Genomic DNA, 17,088 nt, shown 5'->3' with positions numbered 1-17,088 from the left:
TCAATATTTTGAATTCAAAATTGTTAATTAATTTCACTCAGATACCAAAATGAAATTCCAAAATGAAACTGCCAGAATCCCAATATACAATTAAATGCATTTATTCCAAATTGTAGTTAATAAACAATCACTTTTCCATAATTCATAATTTTGCACCACAATAATAATTTAAGGGTATAAAATTGTGTCTTAGTACCGAAAAACACATCCAAAGTAATATTTTTTTTGTAAAGTGGGCACAGCCCACACCACATCATTTGAGAAAGTTCCCTTACAGTAAATTTTTCAGGAATTAGGGACTAAATATCTAGCCTATTAAATTATTTAGCCAATGAAGTTTAGCAAATAAATTATTTTTTTGTGGTTCCTGAAATTCTTGCAAGTGCATCCTTTACATTTGCAGGTAACTGACGCATAATTTTACCCTTTTCGCGATCTAAAGCTACCAAGGTTACCCGAGCAGTTAAATATAGTTCTTGTATATCGGCAGAAGTAATAGCATAATCCCAATTAATCCTTACACCCGTTACTTCAGCCATACGAGTCTTAACCATAGCAGTAGTCCCTAGTTTTAAAGACTGGTGATAGCGTATAGAAAGCTCAACAACCGGTAGATCGCAGCCCAAAGCAACTAGATCTTCATAATTAACCCCTATCGAGCGCAAACATTCTATCCTTGCTTCCTCCAGCCAAGCAACGTAAGTACCATGCCAAACAACACCAAGGTAATCCGTATGGTGAGGTTGTACTCTGATGGGATATTCAAACCAGTCATCAAATGCTTGATGTGAAATACGATCTATGGCGCTAGTAGGTAATTTTGGTTGCTCTGTTTTTTCTTCCAACATAGTTAAGTTGATTGATAAGTGCTATATGTATTTAACAACTAAAATATTAAACAACAAGAGAGTTAAGACTAACAAATTTCATTCCTAAAGTGAACTTTATATTTACAGAAATTCACTACACCTAATAATGACTTTTAGACAACAAATTAAAGTAAGTTACATAAAGTTTACATCGCGAAACACAAGTATATTTAGCAACATATAATAAAGCACTAGTATTGATGAAAAAACTTATAAAATGCCCTATAGGGGTATTGAAAAAATAACTCAAACAATATTTAATACATAGAAGATTGCGTATTAGCTACAGTATTTTTTGTTGGTTTATATCACTAATTAATCGAAAAATTATGCATATACCAGATGGTTTTGTTTCTCCATCTGTAGCAGCAGCTACAAGTTTGGCAAGTGTAGCAGTATTAGGTTTGGCATTAGGACGCTCCAAAGAGGCTTTTGGTATTCGTCGTGCCCCTGTATTAGGTTTAACTACAGCCTTTATCTTTGCAGCGCAGATGATAAATTTTCCTGTAGCTGGCGGCACTAGCGGTCATTTACTAGGTGGAGCATTAGCAGCGATTGTTTTGGGTAGTCCTTGGGCTGGTGCATTGTGTATTGCTACTGTTTTAATTATTCAGGCGGTATTATTTGCTGATGGCGGTATTACAGCTTTAGGAGCCAATATTTTTAATATGGCTGTAATTGGAGTTTGGGTAGCATGGATATTAACTCAAACTTTGCAACGATTGCTGGGTGGGTCTAAAAGTCGTTTACCTCTTGCTGGTGGAATTGCGGCTGCATTAAGTGTAGTCGCGGCGGCAATTTTTGCAGCAATTGAACTTAGCATATCCGGTACTGGAAAGGTAAATATTGTTTTACCAGCGATGACTGGTGTTCATATCTTGATTGGTATTGGAGAAGGATTAATCACCGGTGGAGTATTAGCCTATCTTTCTCAAGCTAGACCGGACCTATTACCAGGAGAAGAGAAACAAGTTCGCGGTTGGGTAGTTCCAGTTATCAGTATTTTATTGATTGCGGGAGTGTTATCTTTGTTTGCTTCGGCTTGGCCCGATGGTTTAGAAAGGGTGGCTGAGGACAACGGATTTATAGGTCTAGCAGATAACGTGCGAGTATCTTTACCCACACCATTTTCAGACTATACATTTAATGGTAATGAGGGAGTAGGTACTAGCATTGCTGGAGTTTTAGGGTCGGTTGTTTGTTTTGCTGTAGCTTTTGGAATTGCCAAAATTGTTAAACCAAAGAATGCTTGATCGAGTCTCTCTATCATTAAAATTACATTTGTCGCTGATTATCGTAATTGGAACAGCTTTACTAAAATTAGGAGCTTGGTACTGGCTCCTATGTTATGGGGTAATAGCAATTTTATGGGCTATTTTCTTGCAGGCTAATATCCGCAAATTAACAGGATTGTTAAGTCTAGAATTAGTCTTTCTATCTGTAATGGCTTTACCTTTAGGGTGGGAACGAGCAAGTTTTTTACTGGTTCGTTCTTTAGTTTGTCTGGTAACTATGAATAGCTTTTTGCTAACTTTACCTCCCCATAGCTTTGGTATCGCCCTTAAAGATTTGCCACTACCCAAAGCCTTCAAAGAAAGCTTACTTTTAGCTGGGCAGTACTTAGAAATATTGTTGTTAGAAGTAACTCGAATGCAGCGTAGCGCTAAATTACGTGGTTTGGGAGGTACAGCTGGCTGGATTCGTTACACCAGTGCGGCGATGATTGGAGCCTTTTTTCTTCGCAGTTTAGACCGTGCTGAAAGAGTTCATGCTGCTATGGTAGCTCGCGGTTACAATGGTCAACTTCCAGTAAATTCTGGACTAAGAACAAAAGAACGTTTTACTTTGTTTGTCAGTAGTACAATGGCAATTAGTTTAACTGTAGGTTCTTATCTCCTCGATTGATTACGAATTCACACTCGAACAGCAATCAAGGCTTAGGATTTAGGGTCACTACTTCTGAGGACTTACTTTACTCTTCCCAAGAATTTAGAGTTTATTAGAAATTTTCTGTCAGTTTTGGCGATCGCACATCACTTTTACGGATATTCTAACCACATAAACTGTTATTTTTTCTCAATTAGTGGTTTATTTTCTAATTTCTTGTTTTTCTATTTTCGAATTTCAGGATTAACTGGTCTTCAGACTCTTGCTTTCGAGTTATTCATCTTCATTGTTATTTGTCTTCGCATTACAGGAGCGCCCTTTCGGGGGCGTTTTGTCCTGATTAACTTCACCTCATTAGATCGATCGAAAGAAAACTCAAAATGTCACAATTAACCACCTCAAAATCAATCACCTCAAAACCAGAAGTGATAGTAGAAAAATTAGTTTATGCTTATTCCAAACAAGAGCCTATCTTAAGGGAAATTTCTTTCAACTTGTATGCAGGGGAAAGAGTCGCGTTAATGGGTGCTACTGGCTCTGGTAAAAGTACTTTGTTAGAAAACCTTATTGGCTTAAAAGAACCAACTTCTGGAAAAATCTGGATTCGCGGTACTCCTGTAGAAACGAAAACTTTACCAGAAATACGGAGTTATATTGGCTTTTCTTTTCAAGATGCTAATGACCAATTATTTATGCCGACAATTTTAGAGGATGTGGCATTTGGACCCCGGAATTATGGGGTACCAGCAGCTGTTGCTGTGGATAAAGCCAGAAAGTTATTAGCAGATTTTAATTTAGAAGCTTATGCTAATCGTTCGGTACATGAACTTTCAGGGGGACAAAGGAGATTAGCTGCTTTAGCAACTATTTTAGCTTTAGAACCAAAAATTCTCATATTAGACGAACCAACTAATGGTTTAGATCCTAAATGGCGGCGAAATTTGGCTGAAGTGCTGATAAATTTACCAGTAGAAGTAATGTTGATTGCCTCCCACGATCTGCATTGGCTTGGCAAAATTACACAGCGAGCTTTAGTCCTATCGAGAGGACAAGTTGTTATAGACAAAGACATAAAATTGCTTTTACAAGATGGTGAAAGCTTGGAGGCAGTAGGTTTACCCTTAGACTGGTAGAATTACTCGACTATAAAATTACTATTTTTTTATCATAGGCAGTAAAAATACTGATCTAATAAGGTGGCAAGGAGCAGGGGATAGTATGGGGGATAAAGACTTTTTGCCTAATTTGTTTCTCAAACCTCTTCCTGCTCCCAAGCTTCCTTTTGTCTGCCCATAAAAGTGAACATTTATTTTAAAATACACATTTTATCAACTCGACACCTAAAACCGAGGTAGATTAAATACATGAGTGCTAATGTGTAAAATTACTCTACTCTTGGTTATGATAATTTCAGTATTATTTAATATAGAAAATTAATGTCTATTCGGATTTTATTTAAAATTATCACTCCCCTGAGTTTAAGTCTGACCTTATTAGTTGGCGCATGTGAAGAGACTAAAAAAGCACAATGCCAACGCTTAATTCAAACAGTAGAAGAAGGAACATCCTTAGTACAAAGCAAGAAAGGATACCAAGTTGTCACCAGCTTACAACTAGCTCAAGATTTAGATAAAGTCGCTGAGAAGTTGGAAAGGCTTAATCTAGAAGACCCAAAACTCCGAGAATATACAAATAGTTTTGCTCAGGTTTTTAACAATATGAGTCGAGAAGTGGATAAAGCTGGTAAAGCATTAGGTGCTTCAAAAGTAGCAGAAGCTTCAAAATCTGGTCGAGGGAAAATACGTAAGGCACGTAAAGATATTAAACTAGCATTAAATACTGCATCAAAATATGCGAAGCAATCAGATAGGTTGGAAATAGAGATCGGAAATTATTGTAAGCAAGAAAAATAGTTTCTTAGATAATTCTTGAAGTTTTTTCAGTATTAATACCCTCGTCATAAACTAGCACTATCGCTAGTATCATTTGCAACATTTTTATGTAATATTTTCCTGATGAATACTAATTTTATCTGTCACAGGAAATAGTGGATGTTAGTAAATTGAAATACAACTAATGAGCAATATTGGCTTGTTGATTGCGAGCGTGTTAACAACAGGAATCCCATCAGCAAAGGAATTACCATATTCACCACAAGTAGAAGCTTCTTTTGAGGAAGTATCAGAACAGCAAAATCAACAATTAGAACATAAAGAAGTAAAACAAGAACAAAAAAAACCAGAGATTCAATCTTCTCAAATAGCTCCTCCGGAAACACTCGAGCCAGATATGAGTGGTTCCAATATCACCTTGAAAATTGAAGAGGAGGAAAATTTACCTCAAATCATTACTCCAGAACAAAATTTACTACACAGCACACCTCCAGTGAGTGGGGTTCAAGAGTTGAGACAAAGAACTAATGGTGATGAGTTTTCTGTTTCTAACTCTTTCTCTTCAAGAAAAGTTGAAATTCAAGAGAAAATACCAGAAATATCAGATTTTGAACGGGTATCAGAAGTCAAAAGTCAAGACCTAAGAGCTAAGAACGAACATTCAGTACTTAAAACAGAAAACCCAAAATTCCTAATTTCTAAACTTACATCAGTATCACAGCTAGATGATGTACAACCTGATGATTGGGCTTTTGGTGCTTTGAAGTCTTTAATAGAGCGTTATGGTTGTATCTCAGGGTATAAAGATAGAGCTTATGCTGGAAATCGTGCGATAAATCGCTATGAATTTGCTGCTGATTTAGCAAATTGTACGGAAAAAATTAATCAGTTGATAGCTGACAATACTAACGAAGCTGTTACAGAAAAAGATTTACGCTTGCTACAAAGACTAAAAACAGATTTTCAACGAGAGTTACAACAGCTAAAAAAACGGATCGAATATTTTGAAGAAAGAGTTACACGCTCAGAAGAAAATAATTTTTCTCCTACCACAAAGCTATTTGGACAGGCAATTCTTAGTTTACAGGGTAACAATAATCCAGAAGTAGATTTATTTCCTCGGGATGGGGAAACAGAGCGTCAAGCAAAAAGCAGCCTGAGTTTCAACAATAGCGTACAACTAACTTTAGCTACTTCATTTACTGGTAAGGATTTACTGCTGACTGGCTTATCCACAGGTAATTTAGGTTCCTCAGCACCTCTCGTATTTAATAACATGGGACGTTTGGGTTATGAGTCTGATACTGATAATGATGTAGTTTTAAACGAATTATCTTATCGCTTTGCGGTCTCAGAAAATCTAGGGTTTGTTATTGGAACTGCAGGAGTTAATTCTATTTCTACATTTAGGGGAATTAATCCTTTGGAAGGTTCTGGAGAAGGAGCTATTTCTTTATTTGGTCAACGCAACCCAATTTTGACCATTGGTAATGGTAGAAGTGGAGTTGGTTTTGATTGGCAAATTAGCGATCGCGTGAGTTTGCAAGCTATTTATAACACTGAAGTTGCATCTTTCCCCGGAGCTAATAGTGGTGGTTTATTTAATGGTAGATATAGTGCTGGAGCTCAATTAAGTTTAGCTCCTACCAATAATTTAAATATTGGAATACATTATCTCTACTCCCATTCTCCCGATGCTCTATTAGGTACGGGAATTGGAGACGCTCAGTTAATTTCCCCTTTTGCACCTGTGACAGAGTTTGATACTCAAGCAGTCGGTGCGACGGTAGCATGGCGAATAAGTCCAAACTTGGAGGTGGGAGGTTGGGGTGGTTGGACTTATTCAGACCCGCAAAATATTTCTGGTAACGTACAAACAACTAATTGGGCTATTTTTGCAGCTTTACCTAACTTGGGAAAAAGCGGTAATTTAGCTGGTGCGATCGTTGGACAACCACCAAAAATCACTTCCAGTTCTTTACCTGATGGTTTTAATTTTCCGAATTTTTCTGATGGTGGTACGGTTGGTGGACGCAAAGATACATCACTTCACCTAGAGCTTTTTTATCGCGCCCAAGTGAACCAAAATCTTTCTTTAACTCCTGGCTTTTTTGTAGTTTTTAATCCCGACCATAACAAAAGTAACGACCCTCTAGTGGTTGGTGCACTCAGAGCGACATATCAGTTTTAGAGCAGTTAACAGTTGTCAGTTAACAGTTAACAGTTAACAGTTAATAGTTAAAAATCACTCGTTACTCATCACTGATTACCCATTACCAATTACCAATTACCAATTACCAATTACCAAAAATGCAAAAAACATCAGCGCTTACTCGCACCATTTTATTCGGTACTGGTCTAACTAGCTTATTTTTAGGGCTAAATTCATCAATCGTGTCAGCGCAAGTAACTCCATTTACTATTCAAAGTACTGGTACATTATCTGGAACTCTCGAACTTCCTGCATTTAATCCAAACTTCAATAGAGTTACTACTCGGGTGGACACCGATCATAACGGTACTTACTTCCGTCATGGGAAAGCAGTTTACAGTTCTGATTATGTGAAAATGAAAACTGGTACTGATGGAAGTCTTCAATATTATGTTGACTTTAAAGGTATTCCGGTTATTTCTAAAAATGGTGCGATCGCTTCACCGGTACTTTCGGGTGGTGAATTACAAGATTATAAATATCAAGGAAAAATAGATGGAACTAAATTTCAAGCAGTTGTTCAAGATGAGTTTGGAATAAAAGCAGGTTTTTATAAAGGTATTGTTACAGATCCAAAAACTGGAAAGCAGTACGAAGGAACTTTTAAAGTCACAGGACAAGGACCAAGATACAGCGATCCTAATGGTGGTGAAAGTCCAACAGTATTTGATTTTAAATCCGATCTTCCTGGGAAACCAACCGTAACTTCATTGGAAATGAAAAATTCACCTTTGGTGAAGTTGTATGTGGAGGTACCTGCTGATGCTGTTCCCATAACAACAACTGGTGGGAGTTCTACGACTGGTGGTGGTTCCAGTTCCAATACCAATACTGGTGGAGGTTCAACAACTGGTGTAAGTTCTACAACTAGTGGTAGTTCCAGTTCCAATACTAGTGGAAGTTCTGCAAATCATGGAAGTTCTAACACTGGTGCTAGCGGAAATTCCGTAACTAATGGAAATTTGACAAACAACAATTCAAATTCTATTGGAACTGACAATCAAATAATTCCACCTTCTCCTATCAATACTGCTAACAATAATATTAATTCTTTTGATAGCTTGTTACCTTCGACCATACCCGATATTGAATTTAGCAGTGGTAATTATTCTAAACTCAATCCGAAGGTTGGAAGTTTGTCAAAGGAAAGGGAGGTAACCATAAGGAAAAAACTTATTGGTCCACGTAGTCGCGTTTTGTTACGTTAGTGATTGAATTTTAGTAATTGAATTTTATTTGATTAGTAATCACCGATCTGATTTATTTGAACGCGAAGAAAAACCTGTTAAAGTATCTTCTGTGCGTAAAACTACATCTTCCACCAATCTTTCACTAAATCCGGCGACAAAAGCTATAGCCATATAAAGATAAACAGCGCGATTTTCAGTTTTACTAGTTCTAAAAACACCAGAAAATATCCCAGATTCAATCAATGCTACTGTGAAAATAGCAAACGACATACCAACAATAGGACGGAAAAATCCAGTAATAAATAAGTCTGTGTGCTTTTCCTTATTTGAATTTAATTATCTCATTTAGTATTATGCTGTCTATTTTGTAATAATCTAAAAGGATTTAATTTAAATCTGGTTTTTCTAATAAGTTGCTCTTCAATATACCACCAACTAAAAAACCACGATGCTCCTTGCCATGCAATAAAACCAATAACCATACTTATACAGAAGGAAATCGTAAAATGAACTGAGTCAAAAGGTATTCCCAAAATATCAGGGTAATTGCCTTCGTCGTTCTCTGTTATTGAACCCGCTTCATAACTAGATGCAAAATTCCCTGCAACAGCAATACCAATACCTAAGCTTGTAATTGTAGTTTGTAACTGGCGTTCTCTATGTGCCTGTTCGATTTCAACTTGACCTCTAATTGAGTCTATGGCATTGTTGATTAAATTAGTATCAAGTTGAAAGAAGTTGACTGCAGCTACTATTCTATCTTGAAAAGGATAGCAAGTTCTATCAGTAAAAAGCTCTAAAAATGAAAAATCCTCTTCATCTGAAAAATTACTCCTTATTTCATAAATTTTGTCACTATAATTTTTAGTGTAGGATACTACAACATTTTGAAATTCCTTTATTATACGTATCTTTTCTGTATACTCTAACGACAAAGATGGTAGTTCAATTAACAAGTTTTTTAATTTATTCAAATCTAATTCATTTTTGGTTTCTCTATACTGATTAAATATTTTATTCTTATTATAGTTTTCTTGGGTTTTTTCAATTTCTAATTGTATATCTTTAGATTTCTTTTTTGCTTCTTTTTCAATCTTTATTATTTCATTATAGGCGTGAATTATTTTAGCTCTAAAAAAGAATAAGTCTAATAATTGTTGATAATATTTATCAAATCTTTCTTCTGAAGAATCATCTAAAATAAACCAAATTATAATATGACTGTAACTTTGAGATGCTCTGATGATACCATATTCAAATATTGGAGATCCGAATAAACTTCCAGCACGATTGAAGGGAGGTTTTCTGACATAATCAGGTAATAAAGATTCTATGTAATTATCAGCAATATTTTTAAGTTTATTTCTATTATTTTTATATTTTAACTTTTGCCTATTTTCCAAATTAATAGTAATGAATAAGGTTTGACCGAGAAAATATTGATTATCTTGCTCTAGGTCTAGCATCAAACAATTGTTTGGATTAAATAATGCTATCTCTTTATCATTCACCCCTTTAGAATATTCATTATTTGGATTGATCAGTTTAAGACCGAAGCCATAACTATCATAAAGTTGTACTGGGTAAAGAATAGAAGTTTTACTATCTAAATCCTTTTTGCGACTATTGGGGTCAAAAAAACAATTATGAGGCTGTATATATATAGGATGGTAATCATCAGTTTTTGGAAAAAACTTATTTAAATTAGCCCATGCTTCTTCTGGTTTGTTTTCTAAATCAAGATATTGTTTAACGTTAAAATGAAATTCTGTTTTTAAAGTTTTAGCAATTATTTCATCACATTTATTCCATAGCCAATCTGGTTTATATTCACCTAAACTGTTATTACTTTCGCTAAGATAATAAGCAAACAAGTAAATATTGTGATTGTATAATTTAAAAGTCATCTAATCCTCTCCATAAAATTTTTAGGAGATATTTATTTCTCCACAAAACAACGCATCTATCACATCTACAAGTAAGTAGATTAATTATTACCTAACTATGTTGTTTATTGCTGTATAAAAAATACTTGCGTTCATCATATTTTAAAAAGGTAGGGAAAAGATAAGATAATTTAATAGGCAATTTTTTGTTCCTAACCGGTACAAATAAGTAATTTGTATAAAGCGAAACAAGAGCGTGCATTTTTTTGATTAATTAGCTAGTTTAGAAGAAAGTAAATCGTATTAGTTTACACGTCTTCTGTTGAAGCACCTATGAAACCAGAACTAATTGACCTCACAGACAGAGTTGTCCAAGTTTTGCGAATCAATATGAGTTGGATGACTTGGAATTTATTTTTGGCTTTTATTCCATTGGCTTTAAGTGTAATACTGTTTCGCAAGCGCCAAGAATACACTTGGTTGTGGTGGTTGAGTGGTTTAATGGTTCTGGGTTTTTTACCGAGTATCCCAAAAATTTTCCAAAAGGTACTTGGTTTTCAAAATAATGTAGAGCTAATTCAACTGGTATGGCTTTCAAGTGCAGCGTTAATTGCTGTTGGGTTAGCACTGTTTCCCGGTCGATTGGGTTTCCGTTTGAAGTGGTGGTCGGGATTTTTAGTTTTCTATGCTTTTTTACCTAACGCACCTTATTTATTAACTGATATTATTCACTTAATTGATGATATCCGGACAATCCAATCTGTTTGGATGATTACTTTAGTTTTGATTCCCACTTATATTGTTGTAATTTTGGGTGGATTTGAAGCTTATGTTCTATCCCTAATAAATCTTGGTTACTACTTACACCAAATTGGTAAGAGTAAATGGATTTTCGCAATGGAAATCACTACTCATATCCTGTGTGGAATTGGTATTTATCTGGGAAGATTTTTACGTTTTAATACTTGGGATTTAATTACCAAACCAGACGAATTATTAACTCAAACAATCGCAGATACTCTGGGTAAACAACCAATAGTAATTATGGGTATTACCTTTATAGTTCTTTGGGGTTTGTACTGGATAATGAAGCGGGTGACTCTAGGAATTACAAACCAAGGAAAAAATCAAGTATCTGTTCCCTCACAACGTATGAATTCTAATGGGTAATGGGTAATTGNGGTAATGGGTAATTGGTAATGGGTAATTGGTAATGGGTAATTGGTAATGGGTAATTGGTAATGGGTAATTGGTAATTGCTCATTTGTTGTTCATCAAATATTTTCAATTTTTTCTGGTTCGAGCAGCTTCTAAAATCAGGCGCTTTTCGGCGCGAGCGATTGCGCTATGAGTACGCTTTAATGCTTCTGGCTCTACAGAAATTGAAGTAATTCCCCATTCTACTAATTTGTCAATTACTTCGGGATAAAGTGCTGGTGCTTGACCGCAAATTGAACAAGGAATCCCCCCTTCTTTCGCCATTTGAATTAATTCAGAAATAGCAGTCATCACCACAGGATGTCGTTCGTCAAATATCGCTGCTAGCTGTCCTTGTTCTCTGTCTACTCCTAAGAGTAATTGTGTGAGGTCATTTGTACCAATTGAAATTCCCTGGACTCCTGCTTTGATGTACTCAGGTAAGAGAAATAATACACTGGGAACTTCTGCCATGATCCACAACTGAAACTTTTGCGTTCGAGTTAAACCTGCTTCTTCTACTTTGTGACGACAGAAAGAAAACTCCTCAACTGTACGAACAAAAGGTAATATCAAATTAACATTGCTATAACCGGCTTGTTGAATATTAGCTAAAGCTTCCAGTTCCAATTCAAATAATTCTGGATTTTGTAAGTAACTTAAGGTTCCTCTTTCTCCCAAAATCGATTGGGAAGAAGATTGAGAGTGATGTTGAAGAGATGGTAATTCGTGCGATCGCCAATCTAAGGAACGATAAAAAACTGGTCTGGGATTAAAATTACCCACAAACTGCAGAATTTCCTGACACCAACACTCCAATAACTGCTCCCTACGACCAGAACGTAACCAATTACGGGGGTGTTGTCCTTCTAATATTTTTAACACCATTAATTCTGAACGGATTAGTCCAACACCATCAACAGCAAGATTTTTTACCTCTTCGATGAGATGGGATTGACTGAGATTAACTAATAGTTGAGTAGCAACAATAGATTCTTCGAAGTTAGGAGAACTAGATCTGGGCAAATCTTTTGGGAGTAATAGGTTTCGGTCATTTGGTACAGAATTATGCTGCATAGATACAGCTACCGCAGTCGATAAATTTCCTGGCTGATTTTGATTGCTTGCTAATTTTGTGTTCAGGGAGAATTGATGATTTTTGCCATTATCCAGTGTTTGTTCCGTATCTGCACTCAAACGATAAATTTCCCCATTATCCCCATCAATTAATATTGGTTCGCCTTGTTCGAAAATACTTGTAACTTCAGGAACGTTAACAACTGCTGGAATCCCTAACTCTCTAGCTAAAATCGCTGCATGGCTAGTTAAACCTCCCCTTTCTGCAACGATACCAGCAACATTCCGTAAAATTGGTAACCAGTCGGGAGTAATATTAGGAGCAATTAAAATTACCCCTTGGGGTAATAATTCTGGTCGTGGGTCTGAATTATTTATGATGAATGTATTGGCTTTAACTTTACCTGTGGATGCTGCTAATCCCCTAATCTTATTCAATCTATTAATGCTGGATAAGGGATTATTTACTTTTGTAAGGTAAATTCTGCCGGTGGGAGTTTCTGGGAATATAGTCCAGTTAAAACTAAAATTACTGCCAAATTCATCAATTAGTTGACCAGTAATTTGATTCAATTGATGTAAATATTGTGGTGATAAGGCGTATTGTTGTTGCTTGATTTCTTCTAAAATGTAGGGTAGAAGACAATTATTATTTAATACGATCGAAGAAGTTGCTATTGCTGGAGAGTTCTCCGTAGATTGGTTATCCCCAATACGGTAAGCTAAGATTTTATTGCCAAGCTGCTGCTTTTGAATGTTGAGTGTTTCGCCTTCAATGGAATAAAAGTCTGGCAGTATATCACCAAGAGTGATACCAATTCCTAACCCGTAAGTAGCTTCAATTTCCCATCCCCAATGGTAGGAATTGAGTGTACCACTGGCGATCGCACTTTCGATCGGTTGTACTAATACTGCAAAATTTACTTGTTGTAGATCAATTCCAATTCGTTGCCAGTAAAATAAGCTTTTAGCACGAAATAACTGACTCCAAACCCGTTTTAGTGTTGAAGAAATTGCTTCAAACTCATTGCAGCAAAACTGAGTTTCTAATACGCTTGATATATTTTCAAGCCTCAGGTTGTTTGCATGGGGTATCGCAATAGAAGGGCGAAATACTAAATATTTACTTTCCCATTCTTGAGCAGCACTAGTAATATTTTTAACCCACTCTGGTGAAACTGTGGCATTGATAATTTCTTGACGCAAGTTCTTTGCAACCTGTTGTAGCTGACGCCAATTATCAGCATCCAAATGTAAAGAAGAATGGGGTAAATCAGCAATCAGAGCTTCTGAAGTGTTGAGAGATTCAAGAAATTCTTGCATTACTTCAGCCTCAAGCACAAAACCCGGAACTACGGGGTAGCCAAGCTGCTTGATAGTGCTTAACTTAAATGCTTTTTCACCAACTTTGGTGCGATCTTGCAGTTGAATTCGGTCAAGCCAGTAGAGTTTGTCCACTTGGGTCGTTGATTTATTACTTGATTTATTACTTGTAAGTTATCAATTATTTTAGTTTTATTAGCGCTCAGGGGAGAGTATCCTGACAACTAGTGAAACCTAATTATCAGCAAAAATACTCATTAAAATAGTATTTATGAGCATATTTACAACTTTGCTTTAGACCGATAAATATCTAATAAAACTATGGTTGTATTGTGCTGTAGTTTAAAGTTTCAATTGGATAACTGTAACCTGACCATAACTATGAAGTTTTAAGCTATTGCCTATGAATTTTAACCTTTAATCTCCCCTATTTTTTACTTTTCAAGAATTAAAAAGTGCTAGTACTTTAATAAAAACAGCTTGGTCAGTTCTAGTTGTCAGAATTAATTTTACTAAATTGATAAATTCCCAATCAATTGCACTGTCATTATCAATCGTCTTACTAGCTGCATAAAAACTGACATCGTTGATTTTTAATTCGTCAGTATTACCGGTTTGCCATCCAGATCTATCTTTATCCCAAGATACAGATTTACCACGCAACGTAAATTGAAACCAGACAATTTCATCATTAATGAGTTCGCAAAAAACATCAAAGTATGGCTCTTCTCCTTGATACCAAACTCTTGTGGCTCCTTTTTTATAGCCTTTTTTGAGAATTCCTGGCTCAATTTCTTGCAAAGATGCACCTAAGGATGAGATCTCTTCTTTTTCTACTAAGTCATTACTGTGAGACATTGCACAATTTATATAAATTCTTATTTGTTGACCGAAGTAATACGAAAAATGTGTAATTTTTAAACTGGTATTACAGGTGAAAGAATCACAAGTTAAACAATAACCTGATCGGACGGGTATAATCCGCGAACAAAATTCAACGGCTCTGTAACTACGCAATTTACGTTGATAGTTACTAATTTCTTAAATTATTCCTCTCCAAACTTATACTTAGCCAATCTTAGCTACAAGTAGAATTTTTGACAAAGCTAACCCTATCCAGGAAATATTTCCCCAGCTTTGACGTGCAGAATTTGCGATGACTTGAGCCATTGGGAATCAAATGAACCCAAATGAGTAGTAGTGATTAAAGTTTGAAACCGATCTTGAATTGCATCTAATAATTGATTTTGCCGAGAAGGATCTAATTCTGCTAAGACATCATCTAACAGTAATAATGGTGGTTCTCCAACCACTTCTTCAATTAACTGTAATTCAGCTAATTTAAGTGCTAATACCAAAGTCCGTTGTTGACCCTGGGAACCGTACTGACGGGCTGCTGTTTGATTGATTGTCAATTCTACTTCGTCCCTATGGGGTCCCACCAAGGTTGTACCCTGATGTAACTCAGCTACACTCCGTTGTTCAATTTTGGTGAAAAATGCTTGCTGTACCTGTTCTGGTTCGTTTTCTTCCAAGGGAATACTCGGCAAATATTTAATTCGTAATACTTCTGTAGAATTACTGATACTGGCGTGCCAATTACTAGCAATGGGGGTTAGTCTTTGCAAAGCGCGATCGCGCCTTCGGATTACTTTTGTTCCAGCACTGACAAGTTGTGCGTCCCATACAGCCAGTTCTTTGGGGGGAACCTTTAATTCAGATTGCTGATAACTCTTTAAAAGTGCATTGCGCTGTCGTAAAACTTTATTATATTGCTGCAAAATGTGGGCATAAACTGGTTCTAGCTGAATTAGAAGGGTATTTAACCAGTTACGTCGTCCATCGGGTCCTCCCCTAACTAATTCCAAGTCTAAACTGGAAAATTCAACTGCATTGAGAACCCCAAGGAAATCCATCTGACGGCGAAGATTTTCACTATTGAGATTAACGGTTCGCCGTCCGTTACGCCGCAAGGTTAATTTTAAGTCGCTGATACCCGCTTCTCTTTGTAGTGTTGCCAAAATCAAAGAAATATTTTCCCCATCACGAACTAAATCGCGATCGCGGGCGATCCTGTGAGTTCTCAAAGTTGCTAATAGCTCTACAGCTTCGAGTAAATTGGATTTTCCCTGAGCGTTATTACCCAAGAGTATGGTTTTGGGAGCAACAAAATCTACTCGTTGCTCTTGATAATTACGAAACTGTTTGAGGTGAAGAGTTTTGAGAAACATAAAGCGATCGACTGGGAAACGATAGCACTACGTATTTAGGTTAAAAGATTAATTAATTCCTTAAACCTTATATCTTAATGCTCGTATATTACTCTTAATGGCGACGGTGCGTTATGCCGTAATTGAAAGTTATCTCATAAATCCCCGATTTATTTTTGACTTTCCCTTGTGGAGCGCTCACATCAGAATTATTGTTCAGATAATTGTCAATACAATTACAAATGCTGTAAATTTTCATCCTTCATTCCGCAACTTCTCCAATACTTCCTTGGTAAATGGATTCTTACCTTCTCGCAAGGCTTTTACCCACCCCTGGCGTTGTGCTTTATTTTCTTTGTTATTAGTCTGAGCGATTAATATTTTAAGATCGGCGATAGCTCCTTTATAATCCCCTGTTAATGCTCTGGCTAATCCCCTGCTATAGCGAATATAACCATGATTTGGGGCAAGTTTAACGGCATTTTCACAGGCAAACATCACCTCTTTGGCAGATCCATTTAAACCACCTTGTCTACAAAGTTGATTCCAAGTATCAGCATTAATTTCTACTGTGGGATCGAGTTTTTGTGCTTGCTTGTAAGTTTTAATTGCTTCTTTGATCTTCTTTTGTTCAACAAGAATATTCGCATTATTAACTAAACCTTTGGCAACTGCTTTGATGTCTAATTTGGGGTCTAGTTGTAGTGCTTCCTCAAACTTCGCGACAGCATTTTCTATTTCACCTTCTTGTGCTATGGATTGACCTTCACTAACCAACTGTTCTGCTTTACCTTGATTCTCAAACAATTGCGCTTTTTTCTGGGGGTCAAGCTTTAATTGACGGTTCCATTTTAAAGCAGTCTTGAAAGTAGCAACAGCATCCTCAAAATTACCAGCTTTGGCTTCTTTTTCTCCTAATTGCACCAAAAACGGTGCTGCTGCTTTGAGATTAGATTTGTTTTGACATACCTCTAATTTTTGCAATTTTTTGGGATTGATTATCAAATAATTATTCAACCATTCACAACCAATATTTAACATTTCCGTTAAATTCTTCACATGCCATACCTTGGCGGTGTTGTCCAGTGAAGCGGTGATGATGGTCTTGCCATTGGGGCTAAAATTGGCGTCAGAGACCGAGCCTGTATGGCCTTTGAGAGTGGCAAGCAACTTGCCACTGGTGTCCCATACCTTGGCGGTGTTGTCATCTGAAGCGGTGACGATGGTCTTGCCAATTCCCTTTGGGGACGCTGCGCTAACGGGGCTAAAATTGGCGTCAGAGACCGCTTCTGTATGGCCTTTGAGAGTGGCAAGCAACTTGCCAGTGGTGTCCCATACCTTGGCG

14 protein-coding genes are annotated in these 17,088 nt (G+C 36.5%); 7 read left to right on the top strand and 7 right to left on the bottom strand.

The features are described 5' to 3' along the window. Positions 1 to 350: 350 nt before the first annotated feature. The gene (locus tag BC008_RS41625; protein ID WP_027840919.1) at positions 351 to 848 is read right to left on the bottom strand and encodes an acyl-CoA thioesterase; all 498 of its coding nucleotides are present in this window, start codon (positions 846 to 848) and stop codon (positions 351 to 353) included. 350 nt (positions 849 to 1,198) lie between these two features. Between BC008_RS41625 and BC008_RS41620 the strand changes: the two genes are divergently transcribed. The 6 genes from BC008_RS41620 (at position 1,199) to BC008_RS41595 (ending at position 8,068) form a co-directional block, all read left to right on the top strand. After that, complete coding sequence (locus BC008_RS41620) at positions 1,199 to 2,122, top strand: energy-coupling factor ABC transporter permease (protein ID WP_027840918.1); 924 nt, start codon at positions 1,199 to 1,201, stop codon at positions 2,120 to 2,122. Further along, positions 2,115 to 2,774 (top strand): energy-coupling factor transporter transmembrane component T family protein, encoded by a 660-nt coding sequence (locus tag BC008_RS41615; protein WP_036264478.1) that lies wholly within the window; start codon positions 2,115 to 2,117, stop codon positions 2,772 to 2,774. The genes BC008_RS41620 and BC008_RS41615 overlap by 8 nt, the downstream gene beginning before the upstream one ends. Before the next feature lie 362 nt (positions 2,775 to 3,136). Continuing rightward, positions 3,137 to 3,889 (top strand): energy-coupling factor ABC transporter ATP-binding protein, encoded by a 753-nt coding sequence (locus BC008_RS41610; RefSeq protein ID WP_027840916.1) that lies wholly within the window; start codon positions 3,137 to 3,139, stop codon positions 3,887 to 3,889. Between the two features lie 303 nt (positions 3,890 to 4,192). Then, positions 4,193 to 4,669 (top strand): hypothetical protein, encoded by a 477-nt coding sequence (locus tag BC008_RS41605; protein ID WP_027840915.1) that lies wholly within the window; start codon positions 4,193 to 4,195, stop codon positions 4,667 to 4,669. A 163-nt stretch (positions 4,670 to 4,832) separates the two neighbouring features. Beyond that, positions 4,833 to 6,839, top strand: coding sequence for an iron uptake porin (locus BC008_RS41600; RefSeq protein ID WP_027840914.1), 2,007 nt, complete (start codon positions 4,833 to 4,835; stop codon positions 6,837 to 6,839). 119 nt (positions 6,840 to 6,958) lie between these two features. After that, entirely contained in the window at positions 6,959 to 8,068 is a 1,110-nt protein-coding gene (locus BC008_RS41595; protein ID WP_036264476.1) for a hypothetical protein, read from the top strand. A 39-nt stretch (positions 8,069 to 8,107) separates the two neighbouring features. Here the strand turns inward: BC008_RS41595 and BC008_RS41590 are convergent, their stop codons facing one another. After that, positions 8,108 to 8,320, bottom strand: coding sequence for a hypothetical protein (locus BC008_RS41590; protein WP_058183382.1), 213 nt, complete (start codon positions 8,318 to 8,320; stop codon positions 8,108 to 8,110). Positions 8,321 to 8,391: 71 nt separating this feature from the next. Then, on the bottom strand, positions 8,392 to 9,957 hold the full coding sequence (locus BC008_RS41585; RefSeq protein WP_027840912.1) for a hypothetical protein: 1,566 nt from the start codon (positions 9,955 to 9,957) through the stop codon (positions 8,392 to 8,394). Positions 9,958 to 10,269: 312 nt separating this feature from the next. Between BC008_RS41585 and BC008_RS41580 the strand changes: the two genes are divergently transcribed. Beyond that, positions 10,270 to 11,106 (top strand): DUF1361 domain-containing protein, encoded by an 837-nt coding sequence (locus tag BC008_RS41580; RefSeq protein ID WP_027840911.1) that lies wholly within the window; start codon positions 10,270 to 10,272, stop codon positions 11,104 to 11,106. 114 nt (positions 11,107 to 11,220) lie between these two features. On the opposite strand, the gene BC008_RS41575 is transcribed toward BC008_RS41580, so the two are convergent. The 4 genes from BC008_RS41575 to BC008_RS41560 all read right to left on the bottom strand — a co-directional run. Further along, positions 11,221 to 13,668 carry a putative PEP-binding protein gene (locus BC008_RS41575; RefSeq protein ID WP_027846325.1) on the bottom strand — a complete coding sequence of 816 codons (2,448 nt, stop codon included), beginning with the start codon at positions 13,666 to 13,668 and terminating at the stop codon, positions 11,221 to 11,223. A gap of 306 nt (positions 13,669 to 13,974) precedes the next feature. Continuing rightward, on the bottom strand, positions 13,975 to 14,391 hold the full coding sequence (locus BC008_RS41570) for a hypothetical protein (RefSeq protein WP_027846326.1): 417 nt from the start codon (positions 14,389 to 14,391) through the stop codon (positions 13,975 to 13,977). A gap of 254 nt (positions 14,392 to 14,645) precedes the next feature. Further along, entirely contained in the window at positions 14,646 to 15,764 is a 1,119-nt protein-coding gene (gene recF, locus BC008_RS41565) for a DNA replication/repair protein RecF (protein WP_027846327.1), read from the bottom strand. Between the two features lie 234 nt (positions 15,765 to 15,998). Further along, positions 15,999 to 17,088 (bottom strand): WD40 repeat domain-containing protein (locus tag BC008_RS41560; RefSeq protein WP_407657100.1); only part of this gene is annotated, 1,090 nt, incomplete at its 5' end.

Source organism: Mastigocoleus testarum BC008 (genome assembly GCF_001456025.1).
Classification (GTDB): Bacteria; Cyanobacteriota; Cyanobacteriia; order Cyanobacteriales; family Nostocaceae; genus Mastigocoleus; species Mastigocoleus testarum.
The sequence above is the reverse complement of the archived record's forward strand: the minus strand, read 5'-3'. Positions and strand labels throughout refer to the sequence as shown.

What these genes read in the sequence shown, in the direction of transcription:
- BC008_RS41585 (WP_027840912.1), bottom strand. Translation starts at nt 9,957, where the DNA reads ATGACTTTTAAATTATACAATCACAATATTTACTTGTTTGCTTATTAT.
- BC008_RS41615 (WP_036264478.1), top strand. Translation starts at nt 2,115, where the DNA reads ATGCTTGATCGAGTCTCTCTATCATTAAAATTACATTTGTCGCTGATT.
- BC008_RS41610 (WP_027840916.1), top strand. Translation starts at nt 3,137, where the DNA reads ATGTCACAATTAACCACCTCAAAATCAATCACCTCAAAACCAGAAGTG.
- BC008_RS41625 (WP_027840919.1), bottom strand. Translation starts at nt 848, where the DNA reads ATGTTGGAAGAAAAAACAGAGCAACCAAAATTACCTACTAGCGCCATA.
- BC008_RS41620 (WP_027840918.1), top strand. Translation starts at nt 1,199, where the DNA reads ATGCATATACCAGATGGTTTTGTTTCTCCATCTGTAGCAGCAGCTACA.
- BC008_RS41580 (WP_027840911.1), top strand. Translation starts at nt 10,270, where the DNA reads ATGAAACCAGAACTAATTGACCTCACAGACAGAGTTGTCCAAGTTTTG.
- BC008_RS41595 (WP_036264476.1), top strand. Translation starts at nt 6,959, where the DNA reads ATGCAAAAAACATCAGCGCTTACTCGCACCATTTTATTCGGTACTGGT.
- BC008_RS41600 (WP_027840914.1), top strand. Translation starts at nt 4,833, where the DNA reads ATGAGCAATATTGGCTTGTTGATTGCGAGCGTGTTAACAACAGGAATC.
- BC008_RS41570 (WP_027846326.1), bottom strand. Translation starts at nt 14,391, where the DNA reads ATGTCTCACAGTAATGACTTAGTAGAAAAAGAAGAGATCTCATCCTTA.
- BC008_RS41605 (WP_027840915.1), top strand. Translation starts at nt 4,193, where the DNA reads ATGTCTATTCGGATTTTATTTAAAATTATCACTCCCCTGAGTTTAAGT.
- BC008_RS41590 (WP_058183382.1), bottom strand. Translation starts at nt 8,320, where the DNA reads ATGTCGTTTGCTATTTTCACAGTAGCATTGATTGAATCTGGGATATTT.
- recF (WP_027846327.1), bottom strand. Translation starts at nt 15,764, where the DNA reads ATGTTTCTCAAAACTCTTCACCTCAAACAGTTTCGTAATTATCAAGAG.